The 15,722-nt window shown below is 70.7% G+C and carries 13 protein-coding genes, 1 pseudogene and 1 riboswitch; of the genes and pseudogenes, 4 read left to right on the forward strand and 10 right to left on the reverse strand.

All coding sequences use genetic code 11. The features are described 5' to 3' along the window. Positions 1–4 precede the first annotated feature (4 nt). The 4 genes from HTZ77_RS14050 to HTZ77_RS14065 all read right to left on the reverse strand — a co-directional run bounded on the left by HTZ77_RS14050 (position 5) and on the right by HTZ77_RS14065 (position 3,081). Complete coding sequence (locus HTZ77_RS14050; RefSeq protein ID WP_175589996.1) at positions 5–151, reverse strand: hypothetical protein; 147 nt, start codon at positions 149–151, stop codon at positions 5–7. Positions 152–412: 261 nt separating this feature from the next. Continuing rightward, positions 413–895, reverse strand: a complete 483-nt coding sequence (locus HTZ77_RS14055; RefSeq protein ID WP_175589997.1) for an RDD family protein — start codon at positions 893–895, stop codon at positions 413–415. A gap of 103 nt (positions 896–998) precedes the next feature. Further along, positions 999–2,426, reverse strand: a complete 1,428-nt coding sequence (locus HTZ77_RS48180) for an RDD family protein (RefSeq protein WP_175589998.1) — start codon at positions 2,424–2,426, stop codon at positions 999–1,001. A gap of 85 nt (positions 2,427–2,511) precedes the next feature. Continuing rightward, entirely contained in the window at positions 2,512–3,081 is a 570-nt protein-coding gene (locus HTZ77_RS14065; RefSeq protein WP_175589999.1) for an amino-acid N-acetyltransferase, read from the reverse strand. 266 nt (positions 3,082–3,347) lie between these two features. Beyond that, positions 3,348–3,504: riboswitch (cyclic di-AMP (ydaO/yuaA leader) on the forward strand. A gap of 5 nt (positions 3,505–3,509) precedes the next feature. Here HTZ77_RS14065 and HTZ77_RS48185 point away from each other — a divergent pair. Then, complete coding sequence (locus tag HTZ77_RS48185; RefSeq protein ID WP_328808582.1) at positions 3,510–4,550, forward strand: C40 family peptidase; 1,041 nt, start codon at positions 3,510–3,512, stop codon at positions 4,548–4,550. A 27-nt stretch (positions 4,551–4,577) separates the two neighbouring features. Here the strand turns inward: HTZ77_RS48185 and HTZ77_RS14075 are convergent, their stop codons facing one another. Both HTZ77_RS14075 and lysX read right to left on the reverse strand, forming a co-directional pair. Then, positions 4,578–4,790: a LuxR C-terminal-related transcriptional regulator gene (locus tag HTZ77_RS14075; protein WP_175590000.1), complete on the reverse strand. Its 213-nt coding sequence runs from the start codon at positions 4,788–4,790 to the stop codon at positions 4,578–4,580. Between the two features lie 401 nt (positions 4,791–5,191). Next, positions 5,192–6,673 (reverse strand): bifunctional lysylphosphatidylglycerol synthetase/lysine--tRNA ligase LysX, encoded by a 1,482-nt coding sequence (gene lysX, locus HTZ77_RS14080; protein WP_328808583.1) that lies wholly within the window; start codon positions 6,671–6,673, stop codon positions 5,192–5,194. Between the two features lie 159 nt (positions 6,674–6,832). Here lysX and HTZ77_RS14085 point away from each other — a divergent pair, with 159 nt between their 5' ends. Continuing rightward, on the forward strand, positions 6,833–7,315 hold the full coding sequence (locus tag HTZ77_RS14085) for a hypothetical protein (protein WP_175590001.1): 483 nt from the start codon (positions 6,833–6,835) through the stop codon (positions 7,313–7,315). A gap of 96 nt (positions 7,316–7,411) precedes the next feature. Here the strand turns inward: HTZ77_RS14085 and HTZ77_RS14090 are convergent, their stop codons facing one another. The 4 genes from HTZ77_RS14090 to HTZ77_RS14105 all read right to left on the reverse strand — a co-directional run bounded on the left by HTZ77_RS14090 (position 7,412) and on the right by HTZ77_RS14105 (position 12,890). Next, positions 7,412–8,194 carry a type III pantothenate kinase gene (locus tag HTZ77_RS14090; protein ID WP_175590002.1) on the reverse strand — a complete coding sequence of 261 codons (783 nt, stop codon included), beginning with the start codon at positions 8,192–8,194 and terminating at the stop codon, positions 7,412–7,414. A gap of 4 nt (positions 8,195–8,198) precedes the next feature. Then, positions 8,199–10,796, reverse strand: coding sequence for an L-aspartate oxidase (locus tag HTZ77_RS14095; protein WP_175590003.1), 2,598 nt, complete (start codon positions 10,794–10,796; stop codon positions 8,199–8,201). Positions 10,797–11,145: 349 nt separating this feature from the next. Further along, positions 11,146–12,009: a pantoate--beta-alanine ligase gene (panC, locus tag HTZ77_RS14100; protein ID WP_175590004.1), complete on the reverse strand. Its 864-nt coding sequence runs from the start codon at positions 12,007–12,009 to the stop codon at positions 11,146–11,148. Next, positions 12,000–12,890, reverse strand: coding sequence for a Rossmann-like and DUF2520 domain-containing protein (locus tag HTZ77_RS14105; RefSeq protein WP_175590005.1), 891 nt, complete (start codon positions 12,888–12,890; stop codon positions 12,000–12,002). The genes panC and HTZ77_RS14105 overlap by 10 nt, the downstream gene beginning before the upstream one ends. Before the next feature lie 634 nt (positions 12,891–13,524). Between HTZ77_RS14105 and HTZ77_RS14110 the strand changes: the two are divergent. Beyond that, positions 13,525–14,719: pseudogene (locus HTZ77_RS14110) on the forward strand (RNA-guided endonuclease InsQ/TnpB family protein); the annotation flags it as partial. Further along, positions 14,693–15,718: an SAM-dependent methyltransferase gene (locus HTZ77_RS14115; RefSeq protein WP_175590007.1), complete on the forward strand. Its 1,026-nt coding sequence runs from the start codon at positions 14,693–14,695 to the stop codon at positions 15,716–15,718. The pseudogene HTZ77_RS14110 and the gene HTZ77_RS14115, both read left to right, overlap by 27 nt. Positions 15,719–15,722: the final 4 nt, after the last annotated feature.

Consider the following 15,722-nt stretch of genomic DNA (forward strand, 5'->3'; position numbering starts at 1 on the left):
CCGATCAGTTGCGGTTCTCGGCCTCATCCTGCCGGTTTGACCTGCGCCCGGCGGCCTCGGAGCGCCACAACTTCACCACGCCAAAGATGAAGGCGCCGCCGACCACCACCGGGGGGATGAGCGCCGACAATACGTCCGTAACGGCTTGCATTCGTCCTCGCCTCCACAGCGGACGGGGTTTCAGGGGACTCCCTTTATGCACGACGGGCGCGGGGAGCATGAGCGGGGCTCATGCCGCTCGGGGTCGCAGGCTTCGGCTCCGGACCATGGCGGCACGTGAGCGCTCCGCGCCAGACCGGGGCGCCGACTTGGGCCGCCCTGGTTGCCCCATAGCCTAATGCCAGTCTCTCCAGGCTCCTTACCGGATCAAGCGAAAATTTTGCTGAATGGCATCGCCGCAGGTACACCCACCTCAACGAAGATCTTTGACCACCCGCGTTCCGGCCAGCCGGTCATGCGGACCACGCTGCGCCGGCCTGTCGATCAAGATGAGCATCCCCACGGCGAAGAGGAAGATTCCGGCCAGCAGATTGACCAGCGGAATGCCCAACAGCATGACGGGTCCCGGATACAGCAGAGCGCGTTTCAGCAGAGCCCGCCGCGGAAGGTCGTCCGGCGTCACCTGAATCTTCATGATCGCCTTGCCGAACGTGCGGCCGGCGCCGCAAAGAGCCTCCCACTCATAGGCGGTATATGCCAGGCCCGCCGTGAACCAGGCCACCGCCCCGGCCAAGCGACCGGCCGACAACTCGGGCGCCCCGACAGTTCGGAAGGACACCCATAGGGCGATGAACAGAATGTAATAGAACACCCCGAAGGCAACACCCTCAATGAGCCGCGCGGCAAGGCGTTCCCACCATTCAGCGGGTCTCACGCCCGTCCGCGTCGCCTCCATAACGCACCTCGGCTCGGCACCGGACCAGTGACCTTCATATTGACACGGCCCGGGCACAAAACAGAGGCCGGCGCGGAGCCGGCCTCTGCTTCGGGTGCGCGGATTACTTGATCTTGACCACCACGGTCTTCGCCACCTTGTCGGCGAACGTCTGCTGCAGCGGCTTGTCCCAGAGCTGGGAGGCGCCGTTGAGAGCCACCACCAGTCCGCCGAGCGTCGTCGAGAGCGGGATCGGCAGCGCGGCCAGGACGTAACCGCCCCAGGTCACGGCGGCCCGCTTGAGAGCGACGTCCGTGGTCAGGCCGGCCGGCGGCACGGGGCCGCCGACCGGAGCGATCTTGATGCCCATGACCATCTTGCCGAGGGTCTGCCCCTTCATCTTGGTCATGAGGAACTCGTAGCCGACGTACAGGAGGGTGAGCACGAGGCCGACCAGGAACCCGACGGCGCCCGGGCCCAGCCCGCCGGGGTCCCCACCGGCGTTCCAGTCGTAGGTCGACAGGAGGACCGCCGCGAAGATCCCGCCGATGATCAGGTTCAGCACGCCGAAGATCACGCCGTCGATGACCCTGGCCAACAGGCGCTGCCACCACTCGGCGAGCGGGGCCGGGGCGCCCGGCGGCTGCAGGCCGATCGGCTGGCCGAAGGGCTGACCGTAGCCGGGCTGCTGACCGTAGGGCTGGCCGAACTGCTGCGGCTGCCCGTACTGGCTCTGACCGTAGTCCTGCTGCTGCCCGTACTGCTGCTGGCCGTAGTCCTGCTGCGCGTACTGGCCCTGGCCGTAGTCCTGCTGGCCGTACTGCTGGCCCTGGCCCTGCCCGTAGCCGGGCTGGGACTGGCCCTGCTGACCGTAGCCCTGCTGGCCGTACTGCTGCTGGCCCTGGTCGTAGCCCTGCTGCGGCTGGCCGTAGCCGGGCTGGGAGGGCGGCTGCTGGCCGTACTGCTGCTGGCCGTAGCCGGGCTGCGACTGGCCCTGCTGACCGTAGCCCTGCTGACCGTAGCCCTGCTGCGGCGGGGGCGCGTAGCCGGGCTGGCCGTACTGCTGGCCGGAGGGCGGCTGCTGGCCGTACTCCGGCTGGGAGGGGGGCTGCTGGCCGTACGCGGGGTTCTGCCCGTACTGCTGGCCGGAGGGCTGCCCGTACTGCTGCTGCCCGTACTGCTGGCCCGAGGGGGGCTGCTGGCCGTAGCCGGGCTGGGACTGGCCCTGCTGGCCATAGCCCTGCTGCTGCCCGTACTGCGACTGGCCGTGGCCCTGCTGCTGGCCGTAGCCGGGCTGCGGCTGGCCCTGCTGGCCGTAGCCGGGCTGCTGACCGTAGCCGGGCTGCTGACCGTAGCCGGGCTGCTGCCCGTACTGCTGGCCGGAGGGCTGCCCGTAGCCGGGCTGGCCGTAGTCCTCGGCGCGGTAGCCCACGACCGTCGCGTCGGGGTCGGCCTCACCGTGGGGGCGGTTCGGGGGTTGTCCGTACTGGGGATTCCCGGCAGCGTTCTCGCCGGATTCGTCCTGTGGATACGGCGGCTGTCCGGTGCTCACCGTGTCACCTCGCTTCGAGAGTGCATGTAGCACATGTCAGGACACATGCCTGTGCTGCCCAACGTATCGACATAGGTATCAACAATCACCTTTCTCGTCGGTCAAGGTCGGCGTCACCGGATGTCAGATGGAGCAGCATGCGGGTGTTGCCCAGGGTGTTGGGCTTGACGTGCTCAAGGTCAAGGAACTCCGCCACGCCCTCGTCGTACGAGGTCAGAAGCTCGGCGTAGACCTCCGGGGAGACCGGGGTGCCCTGGATCTTCCGAAAGCCGTGGCGGGCGAAGAAATCGACCTCGAAGGTCAGGCAGAACACCCGGCTGAGCCCGAGCTCCCTCGCGGTACGGATCAGCGCGGAGACGATCCGGTGGCCGATGCCCAGCCCGCGGAAGGCGGGATCCACGGCGACCGTCCTGATCTCGGCCAGGTCCTCCCAGAGCACGTGCAGGGCGCCGCAGCCGACAACCGCGCCTCCCCGCTCGGCGACCCAGAACTCCTGAACGTCCTCGTACAGCGTGACGGTGGCCTTCTCCAGGAGACGTGGACCGGCACCGGCATAGGTGTCGACCAGGCGCCTGATCGTCCTGACGTCCGACGTGCGGGCACGGCGCACCACGATGTCGGTGTCAGACACGGTGACCTCGGCGACCTGTTCCATGGGCATCCAGAGTACAGATCCCATTACGGCTCGTACCAAAATCCTCGCTGCCTCCGGCATCCGACATGTCACTCCAGGGTGCTGCGCCCGGGCAACGTGCGGCTCAACTCATGGCAAAGTAGACATAAAGTCGGACAGGCAGCACGGGACTCGTTGTCACCTGGTGACCCTTCGGTAGCGATACCTCTACAGACTTGGCAGTTCTGGTTGAGCAGGAACCCGAGGTGCACTAATGTCCAGCGACGATGTCACCCGCGCGACCCCCGCGTGGAGACGCGCCCAATCCCCGCACGGGGAGCCGGGGACCCGCCGGTGGCGAGCTCTCGAGTGCTACCACCTGGGGTGAATCCGAGCATCGCGCTCGGTAGGGCTGCTCCGGCCCGAACCCGTCAGCTAACCCGGTAGGCGTCGATGAGAGGAGCTGGTCGGTGAAGCGCACGCGCGGTCGCGGAAGGACGAGGGCGGGCCGGCATGCCCGCCCCCCGAAACAGGCGCTCCTGCGCCGTTTCGCCGTCCTGAGCGCCGCCGTGGTGGCGCTCTCCTTCGTGATCCCGGCCGGAGCCGCCACCGCCGAGCCCAAGCCCTCCCTGGAGGAGCTGTCCAAGCGGGTCGAGGCGATGCACACCGAGATCGAGACCCTCAGCGAGCAGTACAACGGCCAGCGCGAGAAGCTGAAGAACGCCCGCAAGTCGGCGGAGCAGGCCAAGAAGGTGCTGGCCACCAGCGAGGCCGACCTCGACTCCAAGCGGTCGAGGACCCGGCAGCTCGCCCAGCAGGAGTACATGACGGGCGGCCTCGGCCACGCCCTCGCCATGATGGGCACCGACGACCCCGACGGCTTCCTCGACCGGGCCGCCACCAGCTACGCACTGCAGCAGGAGGCGGGCGCCGAGGTCAACCAGGTCGTCCAGGCCATGGAAGAGGCCAGGAAGGCCAAGGACGAGGCCAAGGCCCACATCGACGAGGTCGAGAAGCTCGTCAGCGACCTCGACACCAGGCGGGACAAGATCGTCAAGCTGGTGGCCAAGGTGGAGAGCAACCTGTTCAGGCGGGCGATCGGCGAGGCCGGGCGTCCCGGCACGCGCGCCCAGCGCGTCGCCCTGCCGATCGCGGGCGAGGGCAAGGCCGCCGCGGCGGCCCGGTGGGCCCTCTCGCAGCAGCTCAAGCCGTACGTGTGGGGCGCCGAGGGGCCCAGCTCGTACGACTGCTCAGGTCTGGTCATGGCCGCCTACCAGCGGGTCGGCATCTCGCTGCCGCACTACACCGGCAGCCAGTGGACCGCCGGCCGGCACATCTCCAGGGACCAGCTCCGCCCCGGCGACCTGGTCTTCTTCTACGGCGACCTGCACCACGTCGGCATCTACATCGGCGGCAACATGATGGTCCACGCGCCGCGCACGGGTGACGTCGTCAGGGTGGCGTCGCTGGTCAACCGGCCGTTCGTGGGAGCCGTCCGCGTCGCCGACTGAGCCGTCGAGATGGCGGGCCGGGCGGCGTCAGATGAGCTGGCGGCGGGCGGCCCACGCCACGGCCTCGATGGCCGTGGCGACGCCTATGCGGTCGCAGATGCCGCGCAGCCGCCGGCGTACGGTGCGCCCGCTGATGTCGAGACGTCTGCCCACCCGATCGACGGTGACTCCCTTGGCAAGCTCCGCCAGCAAGGCTAGATCGGCGTGGCTAAGCTCAACCTGCTCGGTGAGCACATCCATCGGGAGCCCTCCCCCCAACAGCAGTCTCGGAGTCATCGTCGGCCCGTGCAAAGCTGTTCGCTCCGCAGACGTTAAACGCATACGGGAAAGGCCGTCAAGCGCGATAATCGTGGCACTTGACGGCCGCCATTGACTTGATCCGTTGTATGTGGGGGACTCGGCGGATGTCGGCACTTCGGGGCACGCTGCGCGATCACAGCAGCCCTTACAGGGCCTCACAAAGGTTCCTGACGCGGTCGCGGGGCGCCGCATTTCGTCCGGCACGATCCCGCAATTGCGCGCGACCCGTACTCCGGCCGGCCTTTCCGCGGCCACCGCGGCACGGCGGCCCGGGGCGATCACAGGCACGGTCGCCCCCCCGTCGTCCCGCCACCAGGTGCGGCGGGACGACGGGAAGGCCGTCAGCGGTTGGGCTTGACCAGCGGGAAGAGGATGGTCTCGCGGATGTTCTTGCCGGTGAACGCCATGACCATCCGGTCGATGCCGGCGCCCATGCCACCGGTCGGCGGCATCGCGTACTCCAGGGCCTGCAGGAAGTCCTCGTCGAGCTGCATGGCCTCCAGGTCGCCGCCCGCCGCCAGCAGCGACTGCTCGACCAGGCGGCGGCGCTGCTCGACCGGGTCGATGAGCTCGGAGTAGGCGGTGCCCAGCTCGGTGCCGAACCCGATGAGGTCCCACTTCTCGGTCAGCAGCGGGTTGTCGCGGTGCTGACGGGTCAGCGGCGAGGTCTCCAGCGGGTAGTCCATGACGAACGTCGGCTGGATGAGCGTGTGCTCCACCAGCGCCTCGAACAGCTCCTGGACCAGCTTGCCCGGCCCCCACTTGGGGTCGTGGTGGACGTCGTGCTTGTCGGCCAGCTCGCGCAGGCGACCGATCGGCGTCTCGGTGGTGATCTCCTCGCCCACCGCCTCCGACACGGCGCCGTACAGGGTGATGCGCGGCCACTCGGGGATGCCGAGGTCGACCTCGACGCCGTCGTGCACGACCACCGAGGTGCCCAGCGCCGCGACCACGGCCTTCTGGTACATCCGCTGGGTCAGGTCGGCCATGTCGTTGTAGTCGAGGTAGGTGCCGTACGCCTCGAGCATGGTGAACTCGGGGTTGTGCGTGGAGTCGGCGCCCTCGTTGCGGAAGTTGCGGTTGACCTCGAAGACCTTCTCGATGCCGCCGACGACCAGCCGCTTGAGGTAGAGCTCGATCGCGATGCGAAGGTAGAGCTCCATGTCGTAGGCGTTGATGTGGGTCTTGAACGGCCGGGCCGCCGCGCCGCCGTGGATCGGCTGCAGCATGGGCGTCTCGACCTCGAGGTAGCCCTCCTCGTGCCAGAAGTCGCGCACCGCGCGCACGGTGGCGCTGCGGATGCGGGCCATCTCGCGCGCCTCGTCGTTGACGATGAGGTCGACGTAGCGCTGACGGACCCGCGCCTCCGGGTCGGTGAGGCCGACGTGCTTCTCCGGCAGCGGGCGCAGGCACTTCGAGGTGATCTGCCAGCTCTCGACCATGATCGACAGCTCGCCGCGGCGGGAGGTGATCACCTCGCCGATCACGCCCACGTGGTCGCCCAGGTCGACGTCGCGCTTCCAGGCGGCCAGCGACTCCTCGCCGGCGCGGTCCAGCGAGATCATCACCTGGAGGTCGCCGCTGCCGTCGCGGAGCGTGGCGAAGCAGAGTTTCCCGCCGATCCGGTTGAGCATGACGCGGCCCGCGACCGCGACCTGCTCACCGGTCGCGGTGTCGGGCTCCAGGCCCTCGTGTGTCGCCCTGACCTCGGCGTTGGTCGCCGTGCGCGGGAAGCTCACCGGATAGGGGTCGACGCCTTCGCTGCGAAGGCGGTCGAGCTTCTCCCTCCGGATGCGCATCTGCTCGGGAAGTTCGTCGCTCACAGCATCAAAGAGTAGGGGATATGGCGAACTGCAAGGGCTCGTCGGTTCGTTGCAGTTCCACTGCAACAGCTCTGCAAGACCTCCGCGTTACCCATGACCCAAGAGCTCAGGGGGGGCCAGGCAGGGAGCCGGCCCGGGGAGAGAGCTCAGGGAGAGATCATGATCAAGCAGATCGCGACCGGTGTCCTGGCCGCCGCGGCGACCGCCGCCCTGGCGCTGTCGATGTCGACGGCGGCGAGCGCCACCACCGCCTCCGCGGCGCACCGCGACAGCGACTCCTGGGGCCCGGTGTTCTCGCGCAACCACCTCGCCAAGGCCGACGGCTGGATCAACGTCGACTGGGACGAGGACCAGGAGTCCAACACCGTGGACGTCAGGGGCCGGCTCTTCGACCTGGACGACCGTGACTCCGACGAGGGCGGCAAGTGCGCGTACGTGAAGTTCGAGTCCAGCGACTTCGACCACGACTGGTCGCCGGCCTACAGCAAGAAGTACTGCGGCTTCCCCGGCTTCAAGCGGTTCAGCTTCCACACCGAGGACTCCACCGGCGTGCGGGTGAAGGTCTGCCAGATCGAGGAGCACGGCTCGTCCCCGACCAAGTGCAGCCGCTGGGAGTACATCTACACCGCCGAGGACGAGTAACCGGCGCCCGGTGCACCACACGCTCAAGCGGCCCCCTTCCCGAGCGGGGGGCCGCTTGTTCACGTGGCCGGCCGGCCTGCGGGTGCGCGCCCGTCGTCAGCCGGCGTTGCGGTTGTAGATGAGCCGCAGGCCGATGAGGGTCAGCCACGGCTCGTGCACGTCGATGGAGCGCGACTCGCTGACCACGAGCGCCGCGTGCCCGCCGGTGGCGACCACGGTCACGTCGTCGGGGTCGTCGGCCAGCTCGGCCGCCATCCGCTCGACGATGCCGTCCACCTGGCCGGCGAAGCCGTAGATGATGCCCGCCTGGAGCGCCTCGACGGTGTTCTTGGCGATGACCGAGCGGGGACGGACCAGCTCGACCTTGTGGAGCTGGGCGCCGGCCGCCGCCAGCGCGTCGACGGAGATCTCGATGCCGGGCGCGGTGACGGCCCCGACGTACTCGCCCTTGGCCGACACCGCGTCGAACGAGGTCGCGGTGCCGAAGTCGACGATGATGCAGGGGCCGCCGTACTGGTCGATGGCGGCGAGCGCGTTGACGATGCGGTCGCTGCCGACCTCCTTGGGGTTGTCCATGCGCACCGGCACGCCCGTGCGCACCCCGGGCTCCACGATCACGGCCGTCACGTCGCCGTAGTAGCGCCGGCACATCTCGCGCATCTCGTTGAGCACGCTGGGGACCGTGGAGCAGATCGCGATGCCGCTGATGTCGGCGCCCTTGAGCAGGGGCGACTGCGTGAGCAGCCCCTGCAGGACGACCGCGATCTCGTCGGCGGTGCGGCGCGCGTCGGTGGCGAGCCGCCAGTGCTCGATCACGTCCTCACCCTCGAACAGACCGAGCACCGTGTGCGTGTTGCCGACGTCGATCGTGAGCAGCATCCGTTTACCCCCGTAGGTCCAGTGCGATGTCCAGGGCCGGCGCCGAATGGGTGAGCGCTCCCACCGCAAGGTAGTCCACGCCAGTTTCGGCCACGTGCCGCGCCGATTCCAACGTCAGGCCGCCGCTAGCCTCCAGCTTCACCTGACCGCTCTCCGTCGTTCGATCCGTGCTCGCCTGAATACTCGGCTCGCTCGTGTTACTCGTCTGATTTTGAACTATTTGTACGGCTTTGGCGATCTCCTCGACGGTGAAGTTGTCGAGCAGGATCTCCCGGGCGCCCTCCCGCAGCACGGGCCCGATCTGGTCCAGGCGGTCCACCTCCACCTCGATCGGCAGGTCCGGGTACCGCTCGCGGACCGCGCGGAACGCCTCGGCCACGCCGCCCGCGGCCACCACGTGGTTGTCCTTGATCAGGGCGGCGTCCGACAGGGACATCCGGTGGTTGACGCCTCCGCCACAGCGCACCGCGTACTTCTCCAGCGCCCGCAGGCCCGGCAGCGTCTTGCGGCTGTCGCGCACGCGCGCCCGGGTGCCGCTGACCGCCTCCACCCACCGGGCGGTGAGCGTGGCGATCCCGGACAGGTGGGTGAGCAGGTTCAGCGCGGTGCGCTCGGCCGTCAGCAGGCCGCGCGTCGGGCCCTCCACGGTCATCAGCACGTCGCCCCGCCGCACGCGCTCGCCGTCCTTGGCCCGCCGTTCCGTACGGGTGGCGCCCAGCCGCGCGAACACGGCCTCGGCGGCGGCCAGGCCGGCCACGACGCCGTCGGCGCGGGCCACCACGTCGGCGACGGCGCGGGCGTCCGCCGGGATGGTGGCCAGGCTCGTCACGTCGCCGGCCTCCTGGAGGTCCTCGACGAGCGCGCGGTCCACCAGGGCGTCGAGCTCGTCAGGGTCGAGCCCGGCGGCGGCCAGCTCCTGCGCCAGGCGCGGCGGCAGCCCGTCGGCGTGCGGGGTGTAGGTCATCCTCGGGCCCTCCTCGGTCAGGGTCACGTCCAGGTGGCCCAGCCATTCGTCGTCGTCGCTGTCGGGGAAGTCCTCGCGCCAGTGGGATCCGCGCGTCTCCAGCCGGGCGGCGGCCGCGGCGGTGAGCACGGTGGCGACCGTGAGCAGGTTCGTCGCCTCCCACGACTCGGTGCAGGGGGCCACCTCGACCGGGGTCCAGCGGGCGTCGCGCAGCGCGCGGGCCGTGGCGGCCACGGCCTCGCGCTCCCGCAGGACGCCGGAGCCGCGGCTCATGTGCGCCTGGACCCGCGCCCGCACCCGGGGATCCACCAGCCCGGACGGCACCGCGCTGTCGGAGTCGGCCGGCGGGGTCGCGTGGGCGCGGCGGGCGGCGGCCGTCGCGTGGATGTCCGCGGCGATCCGCTCGGCGAACACCAGGCCCTCCAGCAGCGAGTTGGAGGCCAGCCGGTTCGCGCCGTGGACGCCCGTGCAGGCCACCTCGCCGCACGCGTACAACCCCTCCACGGACGTACGACCGGACAGGTCCGTGCGGACGCCGCCGCTGGCGTAGTGCGCGGCCGGTGCGACCGGGATCGGCTCGGTGACCGGGTCGATGCCGTGCTCGCGGCAGGCCGCGAGGATGGTGGGGAAGCGCGTGGCCCACATGTCGGCCCCGAAGTGCCGGCCGTCCAGGTGGACGTGGTCGCGGCCCGTCCGGATCATCGTCCGGGTGATGGCCTTGGCGACGATGTCGCGCGGCGCCAGGTCGGCCAGCTCGTGGACGCCCCGCATGAACGCGTCGCCCTCGTGGTCCACCAGGAACGCGCCCTCCCCGCGTACCGCCTCGGAGATGAGCGGCTGCTGGCCCGTGGAGTCCGGGCCCAGCCAGAGCACCGTGGGGTGGAACTGGACGAACTCCAGGTCGCGCACCACGGCGCCGGCCCGCAGCGCCAAGGCCACGCCGTCGCCCGTGGAGACGACGGGGTTGGTCGTGGCCGCGTACACCTGTCCCATGCCGCCGGTGGCGAGCACCACGGCGCCGGCCCGGACCGCGCCCACGCCGTCGCGCGCGCCCTCGCCCATGACGTGCAGCGTCACGCCGGCCGCCCGACCCCGCGCATCCTTGAGCAGGTCGAGGACCAGGGCGTGCTCGATGACCTCGATCGAGGAGGAGGCGCGGACCGCCTCGGCCAGGGCGCGCTGCACCTCGGCGCCGGTGGCGTCGCCGCCCGCGTGGACGATGCGGTCGCGCCGGTGACCGCCCTCGCGGCCGAGCTGGAGCTCGCCGTCGGGGGTCCGGTCGAAGCGCGCGCCGCGCGCCATCAGCCGCCGCAGCGCGCCGGGGCCCTCGGTCACGAGCGTCCGGACGGCCTTGACGTCGCACAGGCCGACACCGGCGACGAGGGTGTCGCTCAGGTGCTCCTCCGGGGTGTCGGCGGGGTCGAGCACGGCCGCGATGCCGCCCTGCGCCCAGCGGGTGGAGCCGGAGGACAAAACGTCCTTGGTGACGACGAGGACCTTGGCGGCGGGGTCGAGCTCGGCGTGGCGGAGCGCCACCGTGAGGCCGGCGACGCCGGAGCCGACGACGACCACGTCCGCCTCGACCTCCCAACCGGGAGCCGGCGCCGTGAGCCGCAGGGGGATCGGCGGAGTACTCATGGGATCTCCTCGCACTGGGCGATTTCGTCAGAATGACGATAACGCCTCCGCGGAGATGCGCCGCCCGCGGGGTGCCACGAACGCCGGGGCTCGCGACAACCCGGCCCCGGCCACGGAAGGGCGTCGCGGGGCGCGGCTGCACGGAAAGACCGGAAAGGTGCGCGACGGCTCAGAGAGGCGAACCCGACGCGTCCCGGGGCGCCGCAAGCTCGGGGGCCCGGCAAGCTCGGGGCGCGGCAGCTCGGGGCGCGGGAGGCTCGGGGCGCGGGAGGCGAAGGCGGAAGGCAGGGCGGCGGGGCGGTGGGCGCGGGCCTCCTGGTCGTCATGAGGCGACGACGCGAACTGCTCCTCAGCCGACGTGATCCTCGCGGCCGCCCAGCGTGAGAACCATGTTGTCGATCAGGCGGGTGTTCCCCACCTTGGCGGCGACGGCGAGCACGGCCTCCCCCGTGTACGCCTCGTCCACGGGGGTGAACGTGGCCGGGTCGACCAGCACGACGTAGTCGAGCGCGATCCGCGCGGCCGCCGCGTCGAGCACGGCCCGCGCCGCGGCGAGGATCCGCGACGGCGCGCTCTCGGCCGCCCCCGCCCGCAGCGACCGCGACAGCGCCAGGGCGGAGCCGCGCTCGGCCTCGGACAGGTAGCGGTTGCGGCTCGACAGGGCCAGGCCGTCGGGCTCGCGGACCGTCGGCGCGCCGACGATCTCGACCGGCACGTCGAGGTCGCGCACCATGCGCCGGATCAGGGCGAGCTGCTGCGCGTCCTTCTGCCCGAAGACGGCCACGTGCGGCTGGACGAGGTTGAACAGCTTGAGCACGACGGTCAGCACGCCGTCGAAGTGGCCGGGACGGCTGGCGCCCTCGACGACCTCGCCCATCGCGCCGGAGGACACGCTCACCTGCCGGTCGGGGCCGTACATGGCCTCGGCGGACGGCGCGAACACCACGTCGACGCCCTCGGCCCGGCACACCTCCAGGTCGGCGTCGAACGTACGGGGATAGCGCGAGAAGTCCTCGCCCGGCCCGAACTGGAGAGGATTGACGAAGATGCTCACCATGACCCGGTCGGCCCGCGCCCGCGCCTCACGCATGAGCGAGCGGTGCCCCTCGTGCAGCGCGCCCATGGTCGGCACCAGGGCCACGCGCTCGCCGGCGGGCCATTCGCCGCGGGCCTTGGCCAGGTCGATGCGGTCACCGGCGACGGTCACGTCCATATGTTCCCTCCGAGCGCGTCGAGCAGGCGCTCGGCCTCCTCGGGTTTGAGCAGTCCGGCGGCGAGGGCGCGGTCGGCGGTCAGCCGGGCCAGCGCGACGTAGGCGTCGGCGGCCTCGGGCGCCGCCAGGATGAGCGCGTCGACGTGGCGGCGCACGGTGCCCGCGTCGCCGCGCACGACCGGCCCGGTCAGGCCGGAGATGCCGAGCCGGAGCACGTTGTCGAGGGCCGCCCCGAGCAGCGGACCGAGCATCCGGCCCGGGTGCTCGACGCCGATGCGCTGGAGCAGTTCGGACGACTCGGCGATGAGCGTGACCATGTGGTTGGCGGCCCCGGCCAGGGCCGCGTGGTAGAGGGCGCGGTCGGCGTCGGCGATCCAGACCGGCTCGCCGCCCATCTCGATCACCAGCGCCTCGGCGATGGGCCGCAGCGTGTCGGGGGACGTCACGCCGAACGAGCAGCCGGTGATGCGGTTGAGGTCGTCGTCACGGCCCGTGAACGTCATCACGGGGTGCAGCGCGAGCGGCAGCGCCCCGGCCCGCGACGCCGGCTCCAGCACCGACAGCCCGTACGCGCCGCTGGTGTGGACGAGCAGCTTGCCCCGCAGGTCGACGCCCGCCTGGGCGAGACCGGCGACCAGGTCGGGCAGCGTGTCGTCGGGCACGGTGAGCAGGATCAGCTCACCCGCGGCGACGACCTCGTCGGGCGGCGAGGGCGTGACGCCCAGCCGCTCGGCGGCCCAGCGCTGCGAGGCGTCGGAGACCCCGCTGGCGGCGACGATCCGGTGTCCGGCCTGTGCCAGCGCGGCGCCGAGCGCGGAGCCCACCTTGCCTGCTCCCAGCACGCCCACGGCCAGCCGTGCCGGGCGCTCGCCTGCGTCCATGCGTTCCCACCCCTGTCGACCTGATGGCCTGCCGACCAGCGTAACGGCCGGGCGTCACTGCCGACGTGACCGGGGTTTTGCCGCATGTTGAGTTAGCGACAATTGGGACAAGGGAAGACAAATGTGAGCGTATCTCCTGTCGGAAGAGATGAGGAGAGGGTCCACCCGCACGGTCACGGCCACCGGGTCGCCGACCCGACCCGGTGACCGCGCCGGTGTGCGAGCCCCTTGGAGGTGCGCGCTCCTGGCCGTCCATCCGCCGACTGGCCGGCCGGGAACCGGAGCTCGGGCAGGCCGCCATTGGCCGCCCGAGCTCCGCACGCCTGGCGTCACCAGGCGCGTCCGGCCCCTCCTCCGTGCCGGCCGCGCCCGGCGGCGCACCGTGGGCCCGCGAAGATGTGTGCTCAACCGCGCTGGGCCCGCGGCGGCGTAGGGCAAAGAGTAGCGCAAGACGATGACAAAGGGTAGTGTCGCAATGACGGTGCGTGTCATCTCTCGATCCTGAGATGGTCCGCTCATCGGTTACCTCTGGGGGGATTCGCGCTTTCAGGAGGAGAAATCGGGCCCCTCCGGAGCAGGGCGGAGACAGTCGATCTCGCCATTACTTAACTGATCACGAGATAGAATGTGAAGCATGGCGCAGATCGTGAAGCGTGCTTACAAGTATCGCTTCTGCCCGACCCGCGCGCAGGCCGAAGAGCTTGCCCGGACGTTCGGCTGCGTGCGCCTGGTCTACAACAAGGCCCTGGAAGAACGGAGCCGCGCTTACACTTTGCACGGGCGGCGTGTCTCCTACGTGGAGAGCTCTGCGGCGCTCACCCAGTGGAAGAAGTCGCCGGAGCTGGCGTTCTTGGGCGAAGTGTCGTCGGTGCCGTTGCAGCAGGCGCTGCGCCACCTTCAGGCGGCATTCGCGAGCTTCTTCGCGCGTCGCGCCCGGTACCCCACCTTCAAGTCGCGCAAGAAGTCCCGCGCGAGCGCGGAGTACACCCGCAGCGCGTTCCGCTTCCGCGACGGTCAGCTCACTCTGGCGAGGATGAACGCGCCGCTGGACATCGTGTGGTCGCGCCCCCTGCCGCAGGGTGCGCAGCCGTCCACGGTCACCGTGTCGAAGGACGCGGCCGGGCGCTGGTTCGTGTCCATCCTGGTCGAGGAAAAGATCGCGCCGTTGCCACCGGTCGAGCGATCGGTGGGAGTGGATGCGGGTCTCACGGCGCTGGCCACGCTCTCGACCGGCGAGAAGATCGCCAACCTTACGTGCGAGCGGGCCGACCGGCGCAAGCTGGCTCGTGCTCAGCGGGTGGTTGCTCGCAAGGAGAAGGGATCGAACAACCGGGCCAAGGCCCGGCTGCGGGTGGCGAAGGTGTACGCCCGCATCGCCGATCGGCGCCGAGACCTTCTGCACAAGGTCACCACACGGCTTGTTCGCGAGAATCAAGTGATCGCCGTGGAAGACCTGACCGTCCGCAACATGGTCAAGAACCGCTCGCCGGCCCGCGCCATCTCGGATGCGGCCTGGCGGGATCTGCGGATGATGCTGGAGTACAAGGCGGCCTGGTACGGGCGAACGCTGGTGGCGGTGGACCGCTGGTTCCCCTCCTCCCAACTGTGCTCGACCTGCGGGACCATGCACGACAAGATGCCGCTGAACATCCGCGAGTGGACCTGCCCCGCCTGCGGCGAGGTCCACGACCGGGACGTCAACGCGGCACGCAACGTGCTCGCCGCCGGGCTGGCGGAGAGTTGAAACGCCTGTGGAGCTGGTGTAAGACCTCGACGAGAGTCCTCTCGGAGGGCGACCGGCGATGAAGCAGGAAGACCATCCGGCGACGGTTGGAATCCCCTCCCTCCGGGGAGAGGATGAGGTCAAGTGGCTCACCTGGCGCGCCGCGATGGAGCGCGCGCTCTACGGCGAGGGCGGCTTCTACCTCCTCCAACGTCCTTCAGGCCACTTCCGCACCTCGGTCAGCGCCAGCTCCGCCTTCGCCGACGCGGTGCTCGCGCTGCTGACCGAGGTGGACGCCGAGCTGGGCCGTCCGGAGACCCTCGACCTCGTCGACATCGGGGCCGGCGAGGGGCTGCTGGTACGGCACGTGCTGGAGGCGGCCGGGCCGGCGCTGCGCCGGCGGCTGCGCGTCACGGCCGTCGACCTCTCCCCCAGGCCGCTCGGGCTGCCGCTCACGATCACCTGGGCGGCCGAGCCGCCGCCCGCGATCACCGGCCTGGCGATCGCCAACGAGTGGCTCGACAACGTGCCGATGGACGTCGCCGAGCAGACCTCGGAGGGGCCGCGGCTGGTCCTGGTCGACACCCGCACCGGCGAGGAGCGGCTCGGCGACCCCGTGAGCCCCGAGGACCGGGCCTGGCTCGACCGCTGGTGGCCGCCGCCGTGCGTGGGCTCGCGCGCCGAGATCGGACGGCCTCGCGACGCCGCCTGGGCGTCGGTCGTCGGACGGCTCGCGGGCGGGCTCGCGGTCGCGGTGGATTATGCACACCCTGTGGATAACCGTCCGGCCCGCGGCACTCTGACCGGGTACCGCGACGGGGGCGTCGTGGCGCCGATCCCCGACGGTACCTGCGACATCACGGCGCACGTCGCGCTCGACGCGTGCGCCGAGGCCGGTGTGCGCGCCGGCGCGATATCCACAACCTTGTCCACACAACGCGCCGCGCTGCGGTCCCTGGGCATCACCGGGACCCGGCCGCCGCTGGAGCTCGCGCGCAGCGATCCGCGGGCCTACCTCCGGGCGCTGGCGCGCGCCTCGGAGGAGGCCGAGCTGATCGACCCGCACGGGCTGGGCGGCTTCGGCTGGCTCGCCCAGCGCCGCTGAGCCC

This window comes from Nonomuraea montanisoli, assembly GCF_013363975.1.
Taxonomy (GTDB): Bacteria; Actinomycetota; Actinomycetes; order Streptosporangiales; family Streptosporangiaceae; genus Nonomuraea; species Nonomuraea montanisoli.